The sequence below is a fragment of the Anaerococcus porci genome, from assembly GCF_034090325.1.
Lineage (GTDB): Bacteria > Bacillota > Clostridia > Tissierellales > Peptoniphilaceae > Anaerococcus > Anaerococcus porci.
Window position 1 is genome coordinate 1 of sequence record NZ_JAXDSU010000072.1, and the last position, 20,039, is coordinate 20,039.

The 20,039-nt window shown below is 29.1% G+C and carries 20 protein-coding genes; 3 read left to right on the forward strand and 17 right to left on the reverse strand.

Annotated features, from left to right (window positions below):
- Positions 1-2: 2 nt before the first annotated feature.
- Together SOR60_RS07635 and SOR60_RS07640 are read left to right on the forward strand one after the other, a co-directional pair.
- A complete protein-coding gene (locus SOR60_RS07635; protein WP_320595629.1) occupies positions 3-560 on the forward strand; it encodes a TetR/AcrR family transcriptional regulator in 558 nt (185 codons plus the stop codon).
- A 26-nt stretch (positions 561-586) separates the two neighbouring features.
- Positions 587-1,930: a radical SAM protein gene (locus tag SOR60_RS07640; RefSeq protein ID WP_320595630.1), complete on the forward strand. Its 1,344-nt coding sequence runs from the start codon at positions 587-589 to the stop codon at positions 1,928-1,930.
- A gap of 91 nt (positions 1,931-2,021) precedes the next feature.
- Here the strand turns inward: SOR60_RS07640 and SOR60_RS07645 are convergent, their stop codons facing one another.
- The 8 genes from SOR60_RS07645 to SOR60_RS07680 all read right to left on the reverse strand — a co-directional run bounded on the left by SOR60_RS07645 (position 2,022) and on the right by SOR60_RS07680 (position 10,519).
- Positions 2,022-3,401, reverse strand: coding sequence for a GntP family permease (locus tag SOR60_RS07645; protein WP_154540343.1), 1,380 nt, complete (start codon positions 3,399-3,401; stop codon positions 2,022-2,024).
- A gap of 9 nt (positions 3,402-3,410) precedes the next feature.
- A complete protein-coding gene (gene pdxA, locus SOR60_RS07650; RefSeq protein WP_154540341.1) occupies positions 3,411-4,406 on the reverse strand; it encodes a 4-hydroxythreonine-4-phosphate dehydrogenase PdxA in 996 nt (331 codons plus the stop codon).
- 1 nt (position 4,407) lies between these two features.
- Positions 4,408-5,688 (reverse strand): four-carbon acid sugar kinase family protein, encoded by a 1,281-nt coding sequence (locus SOR60_RS07655; protein WP_154540339.1) that lies wholly within the window; start codon positions 5,686-5,688, stop codon positions 4,408-4,410.
- Between the two features lie 15 nt (positions 5,689-5,703).
- Positions 5,704-6,426 (reverse strand): DeoR/GlpR family DNA-binding transcription regulator, encoded by a 723-nt coding sequence (locus tag SOR60_RS07660; protein ID WP_154540337.1) that lies wholly within the window; start codon positions 6,424-6,426, stop codon positions 5,704-5,706.
- A gap of 224 nt (positions 6,427-6,650) precedes the next feature.
- Positions 6,651-7,934: a TRAP transporter large permease gene (locus SOR60_RS07665; protein ID WP_154540335.1), complete on the reverse strand. Its 1,284-nt coding sequence runs from the start codon at positions 7,932-7,934 to the stop codon at positions 6,651-6,653.
- Entirely contained in the window at positions 7,931-8,467 is a 537-nt protein-coding gene (locus tag SOR60_RS07670; protein WP_154540333.1) for a TRAP transporter small permease, read from the reverse strand. Before SOR60_RS07670 ends, SOR60_RS07665 begins: the two co-directional genes overlap by 4 nt.
- 9 nt (positions 8,468-8,476) lie before the next feature.
- A complete protein-coding gene (locus tag SOR60_RS07675; RefSeq protein ID WP_154540331.1) occupies positions 8,477-9,484 on the reverse strand; it encodes a TRAP transporter substrate-binding protein in 1,008 nt (335 codons plus the stop codon).
- Positions 9,485-9,499: 15 nt separating this feature from the next.
- Positions 9,500-10,519, reverse strand: a complete 1,020-nt coding sequence (locus SOR60_RS07680) for a zinc-binding alcohol dehydrogenase family protein (protein WP_154540329.1) — start codon at positions 10,517-10,519, stop codon at positions 9,500-9,502.
- A gap of 147 nt (positions 10,520-10,666) precedes the next feature.
- On the opposite strand from SOR60_RS07680, the gene SOR60_RS07685 reads away from it, so the two are divergent.
- Positions 10,667-11,350: a GntR family transcriptional regulator gene (locus SOR60_RS07685; RefSeq protein ID WP_154540327.1), complete on the forward strand. Its 684-nt coding sequence runs from the start codon at positions 10,667-10,669 to the stop codon at positions 11,348-11,350.
- 299 nt (positions 11,351-11,649) lie between these two features.
- On the opposite strand, the gene SOR60_RS07690 is transcribed toward SOR60_RS07685, so the two are convergent.
- The 9 genes from SOR60_RS07690 to cls form a co-directional block, all read right to left on the reverse strand.
- Positions 11,650-12,276: an HD domain-containing protein gene (locus tag SOR60_RS07690; RefSeq protein WP_320595631.1), complete on the reverse strand. Its 627-nt coding sequence runs from the start codon at positions 12,274-12,276 to the stop codon at positions 11,650-11,652.
- Positions 12,269-12,967, reverse strand: a complete 699-nt coding sequence (locus SOR60_RS07695) for an acyl-[acyl-carrier-protein] thioesterase (RefSeq protein ID WP_154540323.1) — start codon at positions 12,965-12,967, stop codon at positions 12,269-12,271. Before SOR60_RS07695 ends, SOR60_RS07690 begins: the two co-directional genes overlap by 8 nt.
- A 9-nt stretch (positions 12,968-12,976) precedes the next feature.
- Positions 12,977-14,614 carry an ABC1 kinase family protein gene (locus tag SOR60_RS07700; RefSeq protein WP_154540321.1) on the reverse strand — a complete coding sequence of 546 codons (1,638 nt, stop codon included), beginning with the start codon at positions 14,612-14,614 and terminating at the stop codon, positions 12,977-12,979.
- Between the two features lie 5 nt (positions 14,615-14,619).
- Complete coding sequence (locus tag SOR60_RS07705; RefSeq protein ID WP_176270086.1) at positions 14,620-15,060, reverse strand: deoxycytidylate deaminase; 441 nt, start codon at positions 15,058-15,060, stop codon at positions 14,620-14,622.
- 104 nt (positions 15,061-15,164) lie between these two features.
- A complete protein-coding gene (locus SOR60_RS07710; protein ID WP_320595632.1) occupies positions 15,165-15,680 on the reverse strand; it encodes a hypothetical protein in 516 nt (171 codons plus the stop codon).
- Between the two features lies 1 nt (position 15,681).
- A complete protein-coding gene (locus tag SOR60_RS07715) occupies positions 15,682-16,923 on the reverse strand; it encodes a hypothetical protein (RefSeq protein ID WP_154540315.1) in 1,242 nt (413 codons plus the stop codon).
- Complete coding sequence (locus SOR60_RS07720) at positions 16,923-17,786, reverse strand: ATP-binding cassette domain-containing protein (RefSeq protein WP_154540313.1); 864 nt, start codon at positions 17,784-17,786, stop codon at positions 16,923-16,925. The genes SOR60_RS07715 and SOR60_RS07720 overlap by 1 nt, the downstream gene beginning before the upstream one ends.
- On the reverse strand, positions 17,783-18,148 hold the full coding sequence (locus tag SOR60_RS07725) for a GntR family transcriptional regulator (RefSeq protein WP_154540311.1): 366 nt from the start codon (positions 18,146-18,148) through the stop codon (positions 17,783-17,785). Before SOR60_RS07725 ends, SOR60_RS07720 begins: the two co-directional genes overlap by 4 nt.
- Positions 18,149-18,276: 128 nt before the next feature.
- Positions 18,277-19,878 carry a cardiolipin synthase gene (gene cls, locus SOR60_RS07730; protein ID WP_154540309.1) on the reverse strand — a complete coding sequence of 534 codons (1,602 nt, stop codon included), beginning with the start codon at positions 19,876-19,878 and terminating at the stop codon, positions 18,277-18,279.
- Positions 19,879-20,039: the final 161 nt, after the last annotated feature.

Here is a 20,039-nt window from a genome sequence, read left to right on the forward strand (position 1 = left end):
TAATTTTAGATAAGGCTTTATTTTTATTTTCTAAGTTTGGTTATTCAGACGTTAGTATGAAAGATATAGCAAACGAGGTTGGGATTAAAGCTCCATCTATTTATAAACATTTTAAATCAAAGGAAGAAATTTTTGATACCATTTTAAATAATGCAATAATAAGCCTAGATGAAAAGATTCATGATGCTGAAGATTATAAAATTATTAGAGATGGTAAAAAAAGTCTAAATATCGAAAAATTAGCAATAGATATTTTTTCCTATCTGCTTAACGATTCTTATGTTTCTAGAGTAAGAAAGATGATTTCTATAGAAATGTATAAAAACCCTCAAGCCATGAAATTTTATGTTGATAGATTCATAGAAACTCCTATGAGAAAACAAGAAGAGATAATAAATTACTATGGTTTAAGTAAATATGGAAGTTTAAAAGTTATTTCCACAATATTTTATTCCCCAATACTTTTCGCAATAAAACTTCATGATGCAAATCCAGAAAAAGAAGAGGAACTGCTTGAACTTTTAAAAGATACATATAAAAAATTAGAATACATTTTGTAAATAACTAAAATTTTAAAGGAGAAATTATGAAACTTAGTTTAGATCAAAAAATGAAAGCTTATGGATTAGATAAGTTATTAAAATATGTACACAAAGATCCAGAAAACAATTTACCAAAGGCGATAGATTTTGCGAAAAAAATTTCACCTAACGATTTTAAAAGTCAAATAGATTTGATAGAGCAAACTGTAAATGATAAAGATAATGTCTATTATAAATATATACTTGACATACTTGATAGAATTGATTCGGATGTTGTTGATACTTTCATTGAAAATTTCTTATTAAATGCTACATTATTCTCTGAAGAAATAAAACAAGATACTAGGACTAAATATAATTGTAATGTTCCATGGACTATACTTTTAGATCCCACAACAGCTTGCAATCTAAAATGTAAGGGTTGTTGGGCAGCAGAATATGGTTATAGTTTAAATTTATCTAATGAACAAATAGATGATATTATAAATCAAGGTAAGGATATGGGTATATATTTCTACATTTTTACGGGTGGAGAACCTTTGGCTAGAAAAAAAGATATCCTAACAATATGTGAAAAACATAAAGATTGTGAATTTTTAATTTTTACAAATTCAACTTTGATTGATGAAGATTTTGCTAAAAAAATGCTAAGAATCAAAAATATAATACCTGCAATATCTATAGAAGGATCTGAATTTACTACAGATTCTAGAAGAGGTAAAGGTACTTATAAAAAAATTATGAATTCTATAGAAATATTGAACAATTATAAACTTCCATTTGGTATATCTTGTTGTTATACTTCAGAAAATTATGAATCTATAGTTAGTGAAGAATTTGTTGATTATATGATAGATAAGGGTGCTTTGTTTGCTTGGTACTTCCATTTTATGCCTGTAGGAAAGTCAACAAGTAAGCAATTACTTCTAAAACCTTATCAAAGGAAACATGTGTATGAACAAATTAGAAAATTTAGAGCAACAAAGCCACTATTCTTCTTAGATTTCCAAAATGATGCAGAATATGTAGGTGGTTGTATAGCAGGAGGAAGAAACTATTTTCATATAAATGCAAATGGAGATATGGAACCTTGTGTATTCATTCATTATTCTGATTCTAATATTAAGGATAAAACTTTAATAGAGGCTTTGCAATCACCATTGTTTGTGGCATATCGTAACGGACAACCATTTAATGATAATATGTTAAGACCTTGTCCAATGCTTGAAAATCCAACTCTACTTAGAGATATGGTTAAAAAATCACAAGCTAAATCAACAGATATATTAGTAAAAGAAGATGTAGATGATCTTTGTGGAAAATGTGACGACTATGCTGAAGTATGGAAAGAAACAGCAGATGAAATTTGGTATTCAAATAAAAAATAGACAAATAAAATAATGACCTCAAAAAGTTGAATTTTGGCTTCCAACCTTTTGAGGTTATTTTATTGACTACTTATAAATGTTACTTTTTATTTTATCCAAATATTAAATTTAATAAAACAATAGTAACAAATCCTACTGCCCATGCTATAGTTGATATAATTGAATATCCTTTAATTTGTTCTTTTGCATCTGTTAAGCCCAATGATCTATTAACAACCCAAAAGAATGAATCATTAAAATATGAGAAAAAAAGTGAGCCTACACATGCTGATAGTGTTGCAAATACAGGATTAACACCTAAAGGTAATACTATTGGTGCTGAAATTGAAGCTGATGTAAGCATGGCTACTGTTCCAGAGCCTTGTATAAATCTAATTAAGGTAGATATAATAAAAGGAAGTAATAGAGGGTTTATATTCATTTTCGATATAGAATTAGCTATATCAGCCCCTACTCCTGATTCAGTTAAAACTTTACCTAAAGCTCCACCACCACCTGTAACTAAAATTATAATTCCTGCAGATTGTATCCCAACTTCTAACTCTTTTATTACCTTATCTCTACTCATGCCCTTAGTTAATGTAATAATAGCTATTATTAAACCTATACCTACAGCTACAATAGGTGTTCCTAGGAATGACAAAGCAGAATAAATTCCTTTTATTTCTAATCCTGATACTTTAGAAATTGTTGATAAAATTGTGTTTATTAGAATTAAAATTATTGGTATTATAATCGGTAAAAACGCTATCAGTGTTGATGGCATTTTTTCATTATCTTCAATTGTATAATCATTAATATCTGCTAAAGATGATTTCTCAGGCCTTATCCAATTGCCTTCCTCATCTGGTATTTGATAAATCTTTTTTCCATAAAATCTTGCATATAACAATGTTGCAATAACCATAGGTATAGCTATAACAATACCCCATAGGATTACTGCCCCTACATTAGCTTCAAAAATTCCAGCAGCTCCAACAGGGCCAGGTGTTGGAGGTACAAGAGTGTGGGTTATAACTAAACCTGAAGCCAAAGCAAGTCCTAATGTTATTATTGATTTTCTTGTATTCTTTGACAATGCTTTTGCCACAGGAAATAATATAACAAAACCAGAATCACAATATATTGGTATAGATACTAAGAATCCAGTTATTGCCATAGCTAAGTCTTCCCTTCCCTTACCAAATATCTTGATAAAAGTTAGAGCCATCCTTTTTGCTGCATTTGATATTTCAAATAGCTGCCCCATCATAACACCAAAACCAATTATTATTCCTATAGAACCTAAAGTTCCACCAAATCCATCGGTTACACTTTTTATTACATTTTCGTAAGGCATACCCCCAGCAATACCTATAAACAAAGCTGATATTATTAATGCTAAAAATGTATGTATTTTTGTCTTAACAATTAGACCTATTAATAAAATAAGTCCAATTATTAAAGCAATTATTATCCTATTATCTGACATAATAAACTCCTAATTTTTTCTAAATTGTGGTCCATATTTAGCTGCTAATTTTACAGCTTCTACCATGCTAACCTCTGATGCTACATTTTTCCCAGCAACATCAAATGCTGTACCATGATCTACAGATGTTCTTAAAAATGGCATAGAGTTTGTTAGAGATATAGTTTTCATAAAATTATATGTTTTTGTGGCTATATGACCTTGATCATGATAAAGTGATAATACAGCTGCATATTTTCCTTGAAGCCCTTGAGCAAAAACCGAATCTGCTCCTATTGGTCCTACAACATCATATCCTTTTTTCTTAGCATCTTCTATTGCAGGAATTATCTCATCTACTTCTTCATATCCAAATAAGCCATGTTCTCCTGAATGAGGATTAAGTCCAGCAACTGCTAAAGTTCCTTCTACTCCTAACCTATGCATTGCTTCTGTACATCTTTGAATGTATTCATAAATCTTGTCATATTTAACCTCATCTATGGCATCCCTCAAAGATAAATGTCTTGATAAAAAGAAAACTCTTAGACCTTCAACTTCAAACATTGTTAGAGGATCTGATACTTTAGATATTTCTTCAAACATTTCTGTATGACCTATGAAAGGTATTTCTGCAGCTCTTAATGATTCTTTGTTAATTGGTGATGTCGCTACTGATTCAACCTCTCCATTCATCGCTAATTCCCCTGCTTTAAATATATATTCATATGCTGCTTTACCACATTCAGCGCTAACTTTTCCGAATTCATAGTCTTTACTCATATTATTAAGATCTATTAAATCTATTGTTCCATATTCATATAGACCATCTTTAACATGATCTATTACATTAATTTTTAAACCAAGCTTGGTAACTTCTAGAGCCTTTTCTACTACATTTTTATCACCTACTAAAACTATATCTGCATCTTCATATAATTCTTTTTTAGCAAATGTCTTTACTACTATTTCTGGGCCTATTCCTGCTGGATCTCCAAGTGTTACTGCAATTCTACTTTTTTTCATGTTATTCTCCTTTGCTTAATAATCTAGCTATACATTTAACCATAACCGAGTCACTTCCTACCATTCCACCCTTACTAACAATTTTTAGACCATCTACTTCTCCACCAATAAGTCTTCCATACGCTACTAAAGGCTCTATTTCTTCTCTAATTTCTATTCCTTGACTACCTAATTCTTCTGTTACTGCTATCGTTACATCACCTCCCGATGAAAATATTCCTGAAATCGATTTATCTTTTGTAACTATTGATTTACCAATTTTTGCAAGTCCTCTTGATATCATTAAGGACAAATCATCTATACTCATATCCCTACTTTCAGATATTTCCTTTAAATTTAATCTTTGAGAAATATCATCTGGTGTAGTAGTTATAATAATGAGATTATTATCATTTAGCTTTTCTCTAGCCAAAAGACTACATCTATCAATTTCATTTAATGCTAGATTTATATCAATTAATTTTAAAGGATCTACTTCAATTTTAAAAATATCAAAGTTTCCATATAAGGCTTTCATCTGATTAATGGTTACATTTGTTACCGATCCAATAATGGCTAATGATTTAGTACTAATACTACTTTTTTTATACATCACTTTAGTAACTTCTTTTGTAAATGGACCTGGGTCGACACTAATAAATCTAATATTAGTACTTACACTTGCAATTGCAATATTTTCTATTTGCTTATTAGTAATTGCATCAAATATTATCAAGTCTTTATTTTTATTTTCGATAATTTTTTTACTAATATTTTCTATACCTTTTTCTATTTCATCTATAGAAATATGTATTATTTCACCTTTATAATCCTTACTAAAATTTTCTGTTACAAAATTTGAAACAGCTGATATCTTTGAATCCTTACCAGCATCCGTATTCATTAAAGGAACTCCATCAACATACATAAAATCATTTACTACAATTCTTTTCGAATCTGGAAAAGATGGCACACATATAGCTAAGTTATTAGTCTCTAATGCATCTTGAAATGCCCTAAGTTCTGATCCTAGATTTCCCCTTAAGGTAGAGTCTATTCTTTTTGAGTATAAGATTACATCTTCTTTTTTTAATTTTCTTACTCTATCATATACTCTTCTATAAGCTTGATCTTTAGTCATAGCTCTTGAATCTGTTGTAAATGCATAAACATCAATATCTTCATCAAGATGTTTAATGTCATCTCCAGTAACGCTTGCAGCTCTTAATCCTATACTCTTCATTAAAGCACAATTAGCATTAGCTCCTGTTAAATCATCAGCTATAATAATAACTTCACTCATATATGCCTCCAAAATTTATACATTGCTTAACCCCTCTATTTTCTTATCGCTTATAAAATAATCGAAATTTTTACTTTTATAAAATGAGTATAAACCAGTTTTACCATACTTAGTACTATCACATAACAATATGCTTATTTCTGAATTAACAATCATCATATTTTTTATTTTCCCTTTATTTTCAGAGGTAGAATAAACATATTCATCATCAAAGGCATCTGTACCTATAAAGCAAATATCCCCATGAAAACTTGATAAATTTTGAAATCCTTCAATAGACAAAGAAGTCCTTGTTTTCTTTTCTATATAACCACCTAATAAATATGTATTTATAGAATTGTATTTAGATAAAAGAGTAGCTATATCTAAATCATAAGTAATAACCATTACATTTTTTAGTTTAGATATATACTCTATTAGCATTCTAGTAGTGGTCCCAGCATCTAAGAAAATTGTAATATCATCTCTTAGATATTTTCTAGCTTTCTTAGCTATAATTTTTTTTAAGCCTATATTATCTAAAATTTTATTATCTATAGGATTTTCTAATACATGCTCTTTAACCTTTATAGCTCCTCCATGAGTCCTTATAGCTATTTTTCTATCTTCAAGTTCTTTAAGATCTTTTCTAATAGTTACTTCGGAAACTTTAAGTTGTTCCGATAAATCAGATACATTTACCCTATTTTTTTCATTTAATTTATTAGTGATAAAACTAAGCCTTTCTTCTAAAAACATTTCGTTTTATTTCATTTCCTTTCGTTTTCTTTTTTTATTCTAACATATATTTATAACGTTTGCAAGAAAAATATATGTTTTTTAAAAATTCAAAAACTTAAATACAAATTTAAGAAAGTATAAGTTTTTTATATACTAATAGTTAAAATTATAAGAAAGGTGATGTTACAGAACAGATAATTCTATTCTGCAACACCACCTTTATTTAGAATAAGAAATAAATTTTAAACTCCAGATAAAATTTGGAAAGGAAATATAACTATTTGTGGAAATATAATCATAAGAACTATAATTATTACTTCAACAAGTAAAAATGGAAGAACTGATTTTACTACTCTCTCCATACTTATGCCACCTGCAGCACTCGCTACATTTAATACCGTCCCTACTGGTGGAGTCAGAAGTCCCATAACTATAGATATTACAAATACTACTCCAAAGTACACTTCATTAATTCCTGCTTCTCTTATAACTGGCATAACAACTGGTGCTAATATTAGTATAGTTGGATTTACATCCATAGTTGTACCAATTATTAATATTAATCCTAGTATTATAAGCATTAAAATTCTAGGGGACCCTATAAAAGGATGTAATAAATTTGAAACTAATAATGGAATATTTGCAACAGTCATTACCCATGATGAAATTGCGGAAGCAGCAACTAAGAACATTATCGTAGCAGCCGATTTAGCTGAAGATATTAATCCTTCAATTAAATCTCTAATTTTTAACTCTTTATAAACTACAAGTCCTATTATCATTGAATAAACTACTGCAACCACACCTGCTTCTGTAGGAGTAAAAACCCCTGTTTGCAAACCCAACAAAATTCCAACTGGCATTAAAATAGCCCATATTGCATCAACCGTTGCCTTTATTCTTTTTTCTACAGGAGCTTTAGGAAGAGGGGCTACACTTCTTTTTTTAGCCACTATAAACCACATTATAGATAATCCTACAGATATGTATATTGCAGGTGCTACTCCGGCTAAAAACAAATGTGATACAGGTATATTAGCTGTTACACCCAATACAATCATTGGTGCTGATGGTGGCATAATTGGTGATAAAAGATTTGAAGCAGCTACAAGACCAGTCGCATCATCTCTATCATAATTTGCTTTAACCATCATCGGTATTAGTATTCCACCTAAAGCTGCTGTAGAAGCCACTGCTGAGCCTACCATGCTTGCAAAAAGCAATGTTGCAATTATTGTTACATATCCCAGACCACCTCTAAAATGGCCAACCCATGCACCAGCAGCATCAACTAATCTATTTGTAAGTCCACCTCTATTCATCAAGTCTCCAGCAAGCATAAAAAATGGTAGAGCCATCATTGAATAGCTATCTGCTCCATTAAACATGTTTTGAGAAATTATTTGAACATCAAAACCATTAAGATATGCAAGCATGCTTACACCACTAAAAATCAGGGCAAATGCTATAGGCAATCCTATTGCCATGGAGCCTAATAAAGATATTATAAATACTATAAGAGTCATATATTTTTCTCCTTATTATCAATTTTTTTAAATTCCTTTTCTATATAATCATCTTCGCAAAAATCAATTTCATTTGGATTTATAATAGCAGTATATATTTTTTCGATTGCTATAACTCCAATTAAAACTGCTGAAACTATGCAAATAGAATATAAGAATGAAAATGGGATTCCAAGAACAGCTGTTCTTGCTCCAGAACTTTGAATTACCATCTTTATAGATCCTAGTGATAAAATTATCATCATAGCAATTATTATCAAATTTACTATAATAAAAGATATAAGTTGTCCTTTTCTAGGAAATCTTTTTACTAACATATCCACACTTAGGTGTTCGTTCTCTCTCATAGCAACTATTGCACCTATAAATGTCATAAATACAAATGTATATCTTGATATCTCCTCTGAAGAAGCAAGTCCTGTATTGAAAATAAATCTTAAAACTACATTCAAGAATACAAACGCTACCATTATCCCCATCATTATTCCTAATAAGATATCAATAGCTTTATATATTTTATTAAACTTTTTCATTTAGTTCTCCTACTTTACTTGTTCAATTCTTTTAATTAGGTCTTCAGCCCAATCATATTTTTTATATAAATAATCATATACTGGCTTAGCCATTTCTTTCATTTTTTGTCTATCTTCTTCTGTAGGTTCGGTTATATTTAAACCTTCTTTTTTCAAGAACTCCTTATCGTCTTCTATACTTTTCTCATATATATCCCAAGCTCTTTGAGCTGTTTTTTTTGCTACTTTTTCAAAAATTTCCCTATCTTCTTTAGGCAGACTATCTAAGAACTCTTTATTGCCCAACATTTCTATAGAGGATACCATATGATTTGTTTCATATATATCTTTTGAAACAGTATACCATCCTTCTTGTCTAAATGTTGATAGTGGGTTGTCTTGTCCATCAATAACCCCTTGTTCTAACGAAGTAAATACTTCACTCATATCCATAATAACAACGTTTGCACCTAAGGACTCAGCTAATTTAACGTGGATAGGATTATTAGGCATTCTTAATTTTTGACCTTTAAAATCTTCTATTTTTTTGAGATCTTTAGATGAAGAAAACACTCTTGCTCCATTTGGAGCCCAAGCCATAAACTTAAGTGGCTCCCTATCTTCTAAATATTTAGCTATCTCATCCCCAATTTCTCCTTCATATACTTTCCTAGCATGTTCTACATCTCTAAATATAAATGGAAAATCTGGCGTAGCCATCATGTCTATTTCAGACCACATAACAGTACCTACTGCAGATATTTCAATAATTCCTGATCTAGTATAATCGTAGAGTTGTTTTTCTCCTCCAAGTCTACCAGAATCATATAGTTGAACATTATATCTACCATTAGTTTCCTCTTCAATCATAGGTAAAAAAACTTCTCTCATAGCTATATTTACAGGGTGAGTAGGTGCTACAACGGTGGCAACTTTTACAAGCTGGCCACCATTACCAGAAGTATCATCACTACATGATGTTAGAGAGAACAAAAAAAATATTGCTATAATTAAGCTAAATAATTTATTCTTTCTCATTTCTATCCTCCAGCTTTAGTTTTCCAAAGTTAATACTATTTTTTCTGTATATATATCTTTATCTATAATCATTTTTATAGCTTTTTCAGCGTCTTCAAATTCCATTTCATGACTTACTAAATCGTCAAATGATAATTTTCCAGTATTATATGCCTCAATCACTTCAGGAAATCTCTTATTGCTTAATCTTGAACCAAGAATATCTAATTCTTTTGAAGTAATATCAACTGATGCTATTTGTGAAGGTTGTGTTGAAAAGCCCAAATTTATAACTCTTCCAGCACTTGCTGCTGATTTTACAGCTATTTCAAATGTTTTAGGAGTACATATAGCATCTACTACAACATCAGCAAGTCTGCCTTCATTATTTTCTTTAATAAATTCGATAGGGTCTTGAGTATTAACATCTATTGGAATCATTCCAAATTTCTTTGCTCTTTCAAGTTTTTTTTGATCCATATCAGATGTGAAAACTTTAGCTCCAAAATATTGAGCTACTCTGGCTACTGTTTGACCTATTGTTCCAGCTCCCATAACAAATACTACATCATCTTTTTTAACATCTGCTCTTCTATTTGCTTGAAAACCTATAGAAAATGGTTCTATAAGTACACTCCTGTTAAATGGCATATCTTTATTAACTTTATAAGTTTGATAATCTTTTACTACAATCTTTTCACTAAATCCACCTTCAACATGTACACCTCTTACTTTAAGATTTTCACAAATATTTGGTCTTCCATTTTTGCAGTTTTTACACTCACCACAATTTATAACAGGATCAACTACAACCTTATCACCCTTTTTAAAATTTTTAACTTCTTTTCCAACTTCTTCTACAATTCCTGTCATTTCATGACCTATTACTCTTGGATATTTTGCCATAGGATTGGAACCTTTATATATTCCTACATCAGAACCACATATTCCTACAGCTTTGATTTTTATTTTCACATCATCAGGTTCTTTTATTTGAACTTCTTCTAAATCTACTATTTCTAAGTTTTCTACTTTATTAATCCTTACTGCTTTCATCGTATCCTCCGTTATTGATATCTTGAATTCTAGTATACTAGTACACTATTAGAATAGCATCAAAGTAAAACGATGTCAAGAAAAAAATATTTTTTTACATATTTCCTAAAATACAAACTATTCTGATATAATATAAGAGGTGATAAAATGAATTTTAAAATATTAGAAAGAAAAGATAGAGAAAAAACAAAAGACTATGTAATAAGAAATATGAGATACAATATTTTGTTTTTTAATTTAGTACCTGGTGAAAAAATAAGTGAAAATCAGATATCTGACCTTTTAAATTTATCTAGAACTCCTGTTAGAGAAGCTTTCATTGACTTAAACTCTAGCTTACTTTTAGATATAAAGCCACAAATTGGTACTTTTATTTCTTTTCTAAATATAGATATGTCAAAAGAACTGCTATTTTTCAGGTCAAGTTTAGAACAAAATGCAGTTATAGAAATATGTAAAAAAGGAAATTTAACACTTGAAAAAGAGTTTAATGAAATAATTGAAAAAGAGCAAATGTTACATCAAACTAATGATTTTGAAAAGTTAATAAAATTAGATAATAGATTTCACGAATTAATATTTGAAGAGCTAAATTATAAAAAAATCCCAAAAATAATAGAGAATAATACTTCATATCTTATAAGAATGAGAATATTAAGGTTAAAAGCTAATATTAGACAAACAAATTATATTGATGAGCATAAAAATATATTAGAGTTAATAAAAAATAACTCTCCAAAAGAAGCTTCCCGTTTAATAACAAGCCACATACTAGAACTTATAGATGATATGAAAATTCTAAACAACAAATATCCAGATTACTTTAATTAAAATCCAAAGTTCCGCAATTAACAAATCTTTGGACATCTAGAGACTTTGTAAACTATCCTATAATATTAGTCTATAATAAATCGTATTGGTGAAAGTAGATGATACTTTTAATAATGCGATTTTTTATTGAAAAAAGTATACTTATTTAATCATTTACATTTTTTATTAAGGCTATTTAATCCTATTGGTTTTAGAGCTTTTGTTAATTTTAGGACTATAATTTTTATGACTAGAATTTTAGTTTTAAGAAATCAAAAAGCAGGAAGTAGCATGTTCTACTTCCTGCTTCTTGATTGTGTTTATTTTTGTCTACCAAGACCATTTGATAAAGGACCATTCTTTCTTAAGAAATATTCAATTTTTTCTCCAAGTTTTTCTTCAAAATACATTTCGTATTCTTTTAAGATTTTGTATTTTTCTTTTTCAAAAGGAATCTTACCATATTTTTCTTTTAGAATTTCTTGTTTTTTCTCTATCCCTACGAATGTATCTGTTATTGAATTATCTAATAGCTGAATTAATTTATCATAGTCATTGTAATCGTGAGATATTAAAAAATTTTCTAATATTTTCCTATCTCTTTTTCCTATATTATCGTCTCCTACATATGCTTTGATATCTTTTATTATAAAAGAATGACTGATGGAAATTTTTGCAGGAAAAAAGTAGGCTTCATTACGAAGCATATAGAAGCTTTCCATTATCTGAGAAAGACCTGTTTTCCTTTTGCTTTTTCCTATATCATGAAGAGAGCCTATAGCGTAGGCAATATCTTTATCAAGCCCTATCTTATCTGCAATGTCTCTTGCACTTTTTCCTATAAGCTTTGAATGGGAAACCCACTCTCCTAAATTTTCATTACTTTCTATTAGGTAGTAGTGAATTTTATCTTTATTTGGAATATTTCCGTAATTTTTCTTATACATTTCTTCTTCCTATCTTTCCATAGGTGTAAATTTTCCCATCTTCACTTATAATCCTATAAGATTCTTCATTTTCTTCTTTTCCAATTTCTCCAAGAACAAAGTTCTTATCTCTAATTTCATTTTTATAGACTATATTTATATATCCTATATCTTGGTCTTTGATATCTGATATTTCCCTTATAAGGTCCATATAAGATGCATTATTTACATGACCATTTATGTCTATATCATTTTTTCTTATATAAATTTTTTGAGCTTCTTCAAAGTTTTTGGAATATTTTTGTCTTTTTCCTATATAAGCCGGTTCTTCTTTCCCATATGCTTTTATTAAAAAATCAGGAATTTTTATAGCTCTCATCTTGTTTAAATCAAAAAGTAAGAAAGAACAAAAAGCAAGTCCTATAGTTTCTCCATCTCTTTCTATAATAAAGTTTCTATTAGCATAAAATCTTTTCATATCTATGGCAAATGTTGTTATTTTAAGCTTATCACGTGCCTTTATAGGCTCATTTATTTTTATATCCCAAGAGTAGACTATCCATCTTTTATCTTTCATTAAATTCTTATCTTCTAGTTTATCTGCTTGGTCAAAGGATACTTCAAACATAAGTCCCAATAGATATTTCATTTTAAGATAGCCGTCACTATTTGTTAGAAAGTTTTCTATTATAAATTCTTTACTTGTTTTCATTTTTATCCTTTAATTTTCCCTTCTAAATATATTTATGAGTATTCCACAAGCCATTACAAGACTTATGCTAAGTACTAAGATTAAAAAGGCCTCCATAGACCTTGTTTTGTATCCTAAGATAATAAGTGATATTATAGTTGTTGATATTATCATAGATAAACCCATAAATATGAGTGCTTGACTTTTTTTATTTTCTACATTTTCATATGATTTTTTCTCTTCTATAGATTTCTGATTTATTAGCCTAAAATCACCATTTGAAAGTTGTCTTAATATGTTTAAGGAACTTTGTGGAAACTCCTTTATTAGTGAATATATATCATAAAGCTTTGGTCTTAGTCTATCTGATACAATTTTAGGATTTATTAATTTAAATACCATCTTTTTTGCTATTGGTAGAGCTAGTTCTATGAAAGATTCCTTGTAAACTAATTTTTCAATAAGACCTTCTAAAGTAAAGATTGTTTTGGCAAAGTTTGTAAGTTCCGATGGAATTTTAATCGAATAATCTACAAGTAAAGTATAAAAATCATTTATAAGGTCTGCAAGCTTAATTTGATTTAAACTAATTACCATATACTTATCCAAAAGTCTTTGTATTCTTTTCTCAAAGTCAGATATTTGCTTAGAATCAAATTCCAAAAGACCCATACCTATAATGGCATCAGTTATCATCTTTACCTCATTGAAGCTTGCTCCCAAAAACACTTTCATTATCTGATACCTGTAATTTTCAGAAAGACTTGCAACTATCCCAAAATCTAAAAGATAAATTTCAAGCTTATCATTTACGAATATATTTCCAGGGTGAGGATCTGCGTGAAAGTAACCATAGGAGAACATTTGATTTACATAAGCTTTAATGATATCTTCTCCTATCTTTTTTCTTATATCTGATCTTTTATTGTAGATAGATCTTACAGACTCTCCTTCTATGTATTCCATAGTAATGACTTTTCCCCTACAATAATCCTCATAAACATCTGGTGCCTTAAGATCATCATCTCGAGTGTTTAGGGCCCTATATTTTTTGATATTTTCTTTTTCTATATTAAAATCTATTTCCTTATTTAAAGAAATTTTAAATTCTTCTATTATCTCACCAAGATTAAATGATTTAATTCCTTCAAGTCTTCTTTCAAGCCTTTTATAAAGGTCTGTTATTATTTCAAGATCAATCCTAACTCTTTTATCTATATCTTTTCTTTGAACCTTTACCACAACTTTTTTCCTTGCTGACCCGACTTTAAGATAGGCCAGGTGAGTTTGGGCAATAGAGCCTGTAGCTAGAGGCTTTTTATCAAATTCATCGTAAATTTCTTCTATTTTTTTACCGAATTCATCTTCTATAACTTCTTTTATATGATCATAGTTTTCTTCTTTTACCTCATCTTGAAGTTTCTCAAGTTCATTTATTATATTTTCTGAGAATATATCTCTTCTAGTCGATAAGAGCTGACCAAATTTAATAAAAACAGGACCCAAGTCTTCGAATAATGTCCTAAGATTTTTGCCAAACCTATGTTCTCTTTCTATGTCCTTTTGTGTTTTGTCAGTTTTTTTCTTAAAAACTTCTCTTGCATCTATCAGTAGATTTAGGTTTAGAAATTCCCTAATTATATCAATCTTTCTTTTTTTATATCCCATTTTTTTCAACTTCTATTTTCAATTTGCTTTAATTTTATGTTATTTCTTTCCAAAAGTGTTAAAGCATAATCATCTACCCTATATGCATTTGAATAATAAATTTCCTTAATTCCTGCTTGAATTAGTGATTTAGTACAATTAAGACAAGGAAAATGGGTCACATAGCACTTGGCATTTTTGACTGATATTCCTTCTTTTGCACAATATAAAAGAGCATTCATCTCAGCATGGATTGTTGCTATACAGTGATCATCTCTCATAGTATGGCCCACCTCATCACAGTGAGGATTTCCCTTGATTGAGCCATTGTATCCAGTAGAAATTATTCTATTTTCACTATTTACTATTACACAACCTACATAAGCCCTATCACAAGTCCCACGCATAGCAACCATATGGGCAAGTTTTATGAAATATTCATCCCAAGTTAGTCTATCTTTTGCCATAATATCACTCCTTAAACTATCTGTATATACTATTTTACCAAATTTGTAAGTAAATATCAGCAATTAAAGAGCTGTCTAAGAATTATTTCTTAAACAGCCCCATTTCATAATATTACTTTCATATCAAGTTCATCTTTTTCTGCTTTAAAATTTATATCAATCTTTTTTCCAACACTTTCTACTTCTATAATTTCTCTAATTATAGGATTTATTTTTGAAGATGATATTTCTTCTTTTTTGACTATTTCTCCATCATAACTTTTACAAGTTATATTTTCAGTGTAGTTTGATTTTGTACTATAGTCCGGATTTGGTCTTAGGTCATTTATAATATATTCTAAAATAATATAGGATTTATCCTCATTTATTTTATCTTTTGAAAGAATCTTTTCACTTGACAAGTCATTTTTTGAAATCTCTTCAGCTTTTTGAATTGATATTTCATAGAATTCCCCTAATTTTCCTGTCTTTATTGGCATATCAACAAACTTTTGCTCTATCTCTATTTTTTTATAATCTTGACTTTTTTCTTCATTTGAAGCTTCTTTCTTTTTTAAATTATTATTTTCACACCCTATCAGTAAGAAAAGACTTAGGAGAAGTAATATTTTCTTTTTCATCTTATACCTTTAATTTCAGCTTAAATAAGATATTAAATATCTTTATAAATACATATGTGAGAATTATAAATATAAAGATATTTACAATTGAGAAGCCATCAAATACCGAATTTTGAAATATCAATGTCCCATAACTTGCTACAAGTAAAGTTATCATAACTTTTGCAAGAATTTCTATAGGCTTTATCATTATCATTATTCCAGAATTTTCTGTCTTAAGCCTATCTATAAGACTTAAGGCGATGAAAAATACTATTATTGAAAAGATTAATAAGCCCAAACGGCTCGCATTTGTACGGTCAAATTCATTAATCGGTCTAAGTATTGTCCTAATTACTGTATTTATCCTATTTCCTTCAGGAAATATCCTATCTATTATAGAATAGATTCCACCTTCCCATTCAAATCCACCTGTAAATATATTTTTAATATTTGCAAAGATTAAATCTAGAAGGTCTAGGAAGAATAAAAACATTACACTTAGACCAAAGTGACCTATGACATTTCCTGCAAGTATTCCAGTTGACATAAATATCACAAACATTACCAAAAGGTAGATAATATTTTTTAATATTGCTGGAATAAAGCCAAGTCCTATTTTTAATATATCAAAGTTAGATGTGCTTATAATCATATAAGAAAGGATAGATGATAGGATTGAAAAGATAAATATTATCCCACTTCCTATTAGAACTTTCATCAAAAAGTCTTTTTTTCTTGACCAAGGATACATCTTAGAGAATTCATAATAGCTTGTAGCATGCTCCATTGAAGTAAATAGAAAGGCTAAAGCTAGAACCAGAACAATTCCCAAGCCATCAAACATATACATATCCCTATTAAAAAGTAGTCCTTCCTTAGTGAACTTATAAGACTTTAAGCTACTTAGGTACTCTCCATTTTTTAAATTATACTCATCAAACTCTTTCTGTTCTTTTTCACTTGCCTCATTGTAATCAAAATCTTTATACTTATCAACTTCATATTTTTCAGAAAGCTCTTCATATAATTTTTCATTTTCATCGAAGAATTTCTTATCAATTCTTGTATCAAGACTATATTTTCTACCAGTTTCACCCATCAAATTAAGGTCATTTGCATTGGCAATTAAGGTCGAATGAGTAGAATCAAGTGAATTGTTTTGGATTATTCCTGTAAAAAGTAAGGCTAGTAAAAAGGTTAGTAATATCCAAAAACCATTTCTTTTTAAAAGAATTTGACCTTGTTTTTTTAAGTCTGTCATTATTTACTCCTTCCTTTCTCCCAATAAAAGCTATCTTCTATCTTTGAATCCAAGATGTCATATTGAACAATTGTTTTATTTTCATCTAAGATATTCCTTATATTGTCTTTATTTTCAAGTAAAATCACATAAACCCTACCCATATTAAACCTTAGGACAGAGTGGTTTAGGATAGCTTCATCGAGCTTATCTTTTACAACTATCTGAACTTTTATGAAAGAATTCTTACTCTTTGATATATTTCTAATCTTTCCATCTTTTGTTAGATATAGGCAAACATCAACAATTTTAGCTAATTCTTCAAGTTCGTGACTTGAGGCAAGGACAGTTCTTCCCTGATCCTTCATATCAAGAATATAAGAGATTATAAGTTCCTTATTTAAGACATCCATACCATCTAGGATTTCATCAAGTAGAACAATTCTAGCATTACTTGCTATAATCGCTAAAAGTCCAATAAGATTCTTATAACCTTTAGAAAAAGATCTCAAAGTTTTTTTACCATCTATCTTGTTTTTCTTAAGTTCTATTTTAAAAAAGTTATCATCAAAGTTTGGATAAAGTATTTTATAATAATCTTTAATCTTTAAAATACTATCATAGTCAAAATAATCAAACCTATCAGGCAAATATGCTATATTTTCAATTATATGCCTATCTTCTTTATAGCTTTTACCTAAAATTTTAAGACTCCCCTCGTCCATATTTAAAATATCCACTAAAATCTTAAGAAGTGTGGTTTTACCTGAACCATTTCTTCCAACAAGTCCATGGATTTGCCCATCTTCAAGATTAAAACTTAGCTTATCCAAGACTCTTTCACTTTCAAATGACTTAGATAAATCTTTTACTTCTAAAATCATATATCCTCCCTAGTTTTTTCATAAATTTCTTTAATCTTGTCAAAATTTATATTATATAGCTTACATTTTAAAAAAATTTGATATAGGTCTTTTATTATATTTTCCCTTTCATAATCAAATTTTTCTTCATCAATTGAAACAAAAGTCCCAAGTCCAGGTTTAGAAACTAAGATTCCCTCTTCCTTTAATTTGTTATAAGCCTTTTGTACTGTTGATTGATTGATAAGAAGACTTTTTGATAAGTCTCTTACACTTGGCATAGAATCTCCGTTTGCTAATATTCCCTTGGCTATCATAAGTTTTGTTTTTTCGACTATTTGCTCGTTTAAAGGAATCTCAGCTGAAAGATTTAAATCAAACATAGGCCCTCCTTTCTTCTTTTGATTGTGTGGTGTATGGTATATCTCCATACACTTCTTGATTTAATTATAACAGGTCTTAAAAAAAAGTCAAAAAAAAGACTCGATAAAAATCGAATCTTTTTTAAGCTCTACATCAAAGGAGCAAATGGTTTTGCTAGTATTGCCATTAATTTTTTGTTAAGTGGATATTTCTTTACATCTTCCATGCTCACTCTTTTTGATATGTCAAAGCATACTTTAAAATCATCAAGTATATCTGAAATTACTGGGTGATCATGAAGGTATACTCCACATTCGAAGTTTAAGTAAAGTGCCCTAAAATCCAGATTTACTGATCCTACTACCGCTTCCCTATGATCTGATACCCAAGTTTTAGCATGAATAAAGCCAGGTGAGTACTCGTATATTTTTACTCCTGCCTCTATTAATTTTTTATAATGGGACTTAGCTAAATAATAAGGAATTTTCTTATCTGGTATGGCAGGAAGAATCATCCTTACATCTATCCCCCTTTTTGCTGCAAAAGTCAAAGATTTCATCATCTCATTGTCAATAATAAGATACGGTGTCATTATATAACAATAGTCTTTGGCTGTATCTAGGATATGCATATAGACATTTTTAAAAAATCTTTCCTTTCTTATAGGATTATCTCCAAGTCCTACGACGTAACCTTCTCCATTTCTAGGATAGGTTTTTAAGTATCTTTTTAAATCTTCTTTCTCATCTGCATCCCATAATTGTAAAAACATTATAGTGAAAGTTTGAACGCAAGCTCCCCTTAGTCTTATAAAGGTATCTTTCCAATGACCAAATCTTTCTTCTACATTTATATATTCATCTGCTAGATTTACCCCACCTGTGAAAACTTCCTTGCCATCTATTACCAAGATTTTCCTATGATCTCTATTGTTATAGTAGGTAGATATGATTGGATAGATAGGCGAGAATACTTTGCATTTTATCCCCAAATTTTCCATTTCCTTAGGAAAATTTTTTGGAAGCCTAAGTATGGCATTTGTCCCATCATACATCAATCTTACTTCAACACCTTGAGCTGCTTTTTTGGTAAGTTCTTCAAGTATGGTTCCCCACATATAACCTTTATTTATTATGAAAAATTCTAAGAAGATAAAGTCTTTGGCACTTCTTATAGCCTCTATTATATCAGGCATAGCATCATCACCTACGCTATAATATTTAGCCTCATTATTATCAAAAACTGGGAAAGATCCATAATCATTTAGATATTTGACTAGCCTATAAAATTCCTTATCTTCTTTTTTTAAAGTTTGTACAAGTTCATCATCTACGGTGTGTAGGTAGTTTGTTTCTTCTTCGCTATCTATGATTGAGGATTCTTCTAACTTTTTTCCTATATCTATTCTCGATAAGATGAAAAATATAATTCCAAAACTTGGAATTACTGCTATTAGGAAAAACCAGGAGAGTTTTTGGTATGGATTTATATCCATAGATAGAATTACTAAAAGTGAGATTGCAGATAGTAACACTGATGATCCCAAAATTACCGTCGCATCTACTGATATGTAGTTAATTAAATAGAAAAATAGGAATATTTGCAAGCATATTATAAAGGCATAAATACCAACTCTAGAAAATATAAGACTTATTATTGAAGACTTAGTCTTTTTCACAAACCTATTTTTATTAAGGATTTCTTTTATTTTTTTGTATTTCTCTTTACTAATTTTAATATTATTCTTCATACTATAATTATAACCAATTGTGAGAAAAAATCCCATTTAATTGCTATTAATAATTTTTTACAAATATTATATATTCTGTCAAACCTTTATATTTCTTTAATATTTGCTTATTTTTTAAATAATCACTATAATGATAACATATAAAGAATTAAAAGGAGTTT

Bases quoted from the DNA above. Each gene is read 5' to 3' on its own strand.
- SOR60_RS07675 (WP_154540331.1), bottom strand. From the start codon at position 9,484: ATGAGAAAGAATAAATTATTTAGCTTAATTATAGCAATATTTTTTTTG.
- SOR60_RS07685 (WP_154540327.1), top strand. From the start codon at position 10,667: ATGAATTTTAAAATATTAGAAAGAAAAGATAGAGAAAAAACAAAAGAC.
- SOR60_RS07665 (WP_154540335.1), bottom strand. From the start codon at position 7,934: ATGACTCTTATAGTATTTATAATATCTTTATTAGGCTCCATGGCAATA.
- SOR60_RS07700 (WP_154540321.1), bottom strand. From the start codon at position 14,614: ATGGGATATAAAAAAAGAAAGATTGATATAATTAGGGAATTTCTAAAC.
- SOR60_RS07690 (WP_320595631.1), bottom strand. From the start codon at position 12,276: ATGTATAAGAAAAATTACGGAAATATTCCAAATAAAGATAAAATTCAC.
- SOR60_RS07715 (WP_154540315.1), bottom strand. From the start codon at position 16,923: ATGACAGACTTAAAAAAACAAGGTCAAATTCTTTTAAAAAGAAATGGT.
- pdxA (WP_154540341.1), bottom strand. From the start codon at position 4,406: ATGAAAAAAAGTAGAATTGCAGTAACACTTGGAGATCCAGCAGGAATA.
- SOR60_RS07660 (WP_154540337.1), bottom strand. From the start codon at position 6,426: ATGTTTTTAGAAGAAAGGCTTAGTTTTATCACTAATAAATTAAATGAA.
- cls (WP_154540309.1), bottom strand. From the start codon at position 19,878: ATGAAGAATAATATTAAAATTAGTAAAGAGAAATACAAAAAAATAAAA.
- SOR60_RS07680 (WP_154540329.1), bottom strand. From the start codon at position 10,519: ATGAAAGCAGTAAGGATTAATAAAGTAGAAAACTTAGAAATAGTAGAT.
- SOR60_RS07705 (WP_176270086.1), bottom strand. From the start codon at position 15,060: ATGGCAAAAGATAGACTAACTTGGGATGAATATTTCATAAAACTTGCC.
- SOR60_RS07725 (WP_154540311.1), bottom strand. From the start codon at position 18,148: ATGTTTGATTTAAATCTTTCAGCTGAGATTCCTTTAAACGAGCAAATA.
- SOR60_RS07710 (WP_320595632.1), bottom strand. From the start codon at position 15,680: ATGAAAAAGAAAATATTACTTCTCCTAAGTCTTTTCTTACTGATAGGG.
- SOR60_RS07645 (WP_154540343.1), bottom strand. From the start codon at position 3,401: ATGTCAGATAATAGGATAATAATTGCTTTAATAATTGGACTTATTTTA.
- SOR60_RS07640 (WP_320595630.1), top strand. From the start codon at position 587: ATGAAACTTAGTTTAGATCAAAAAATGAAAGCTTATGGATTAGATAAG.
- SOR60_RS07720 (WP_154540313.1), bottom strand. From the start codon at position 17,786: ATGATTTTAGAAGTAAAAGATTTATCTAAGTCATTTGAAAGTGAAAGA.
- SOR60_RS07670 (WP_154540333.1), bottom strand. From the start codon at position 8,467: ATGAAAAAGTTTAATAAAATATATAAAGCTATTGATATCTTATTAGGA.
- SOR60_RS07655 (WP_154540339.1), bottom strand. From the start codon at position 5,688: ATGAGTGAAGTTATTATTATAGCTGATGATTTAACAGGAGCTAATGCT.
- SOR60_RS07695 (WP_154540323.1), bottom strand. From the start codon at position 12,967: ATGAAAACAAGTAAAGAATTTATAATAGAAAACTTTCTAACAAATAGT.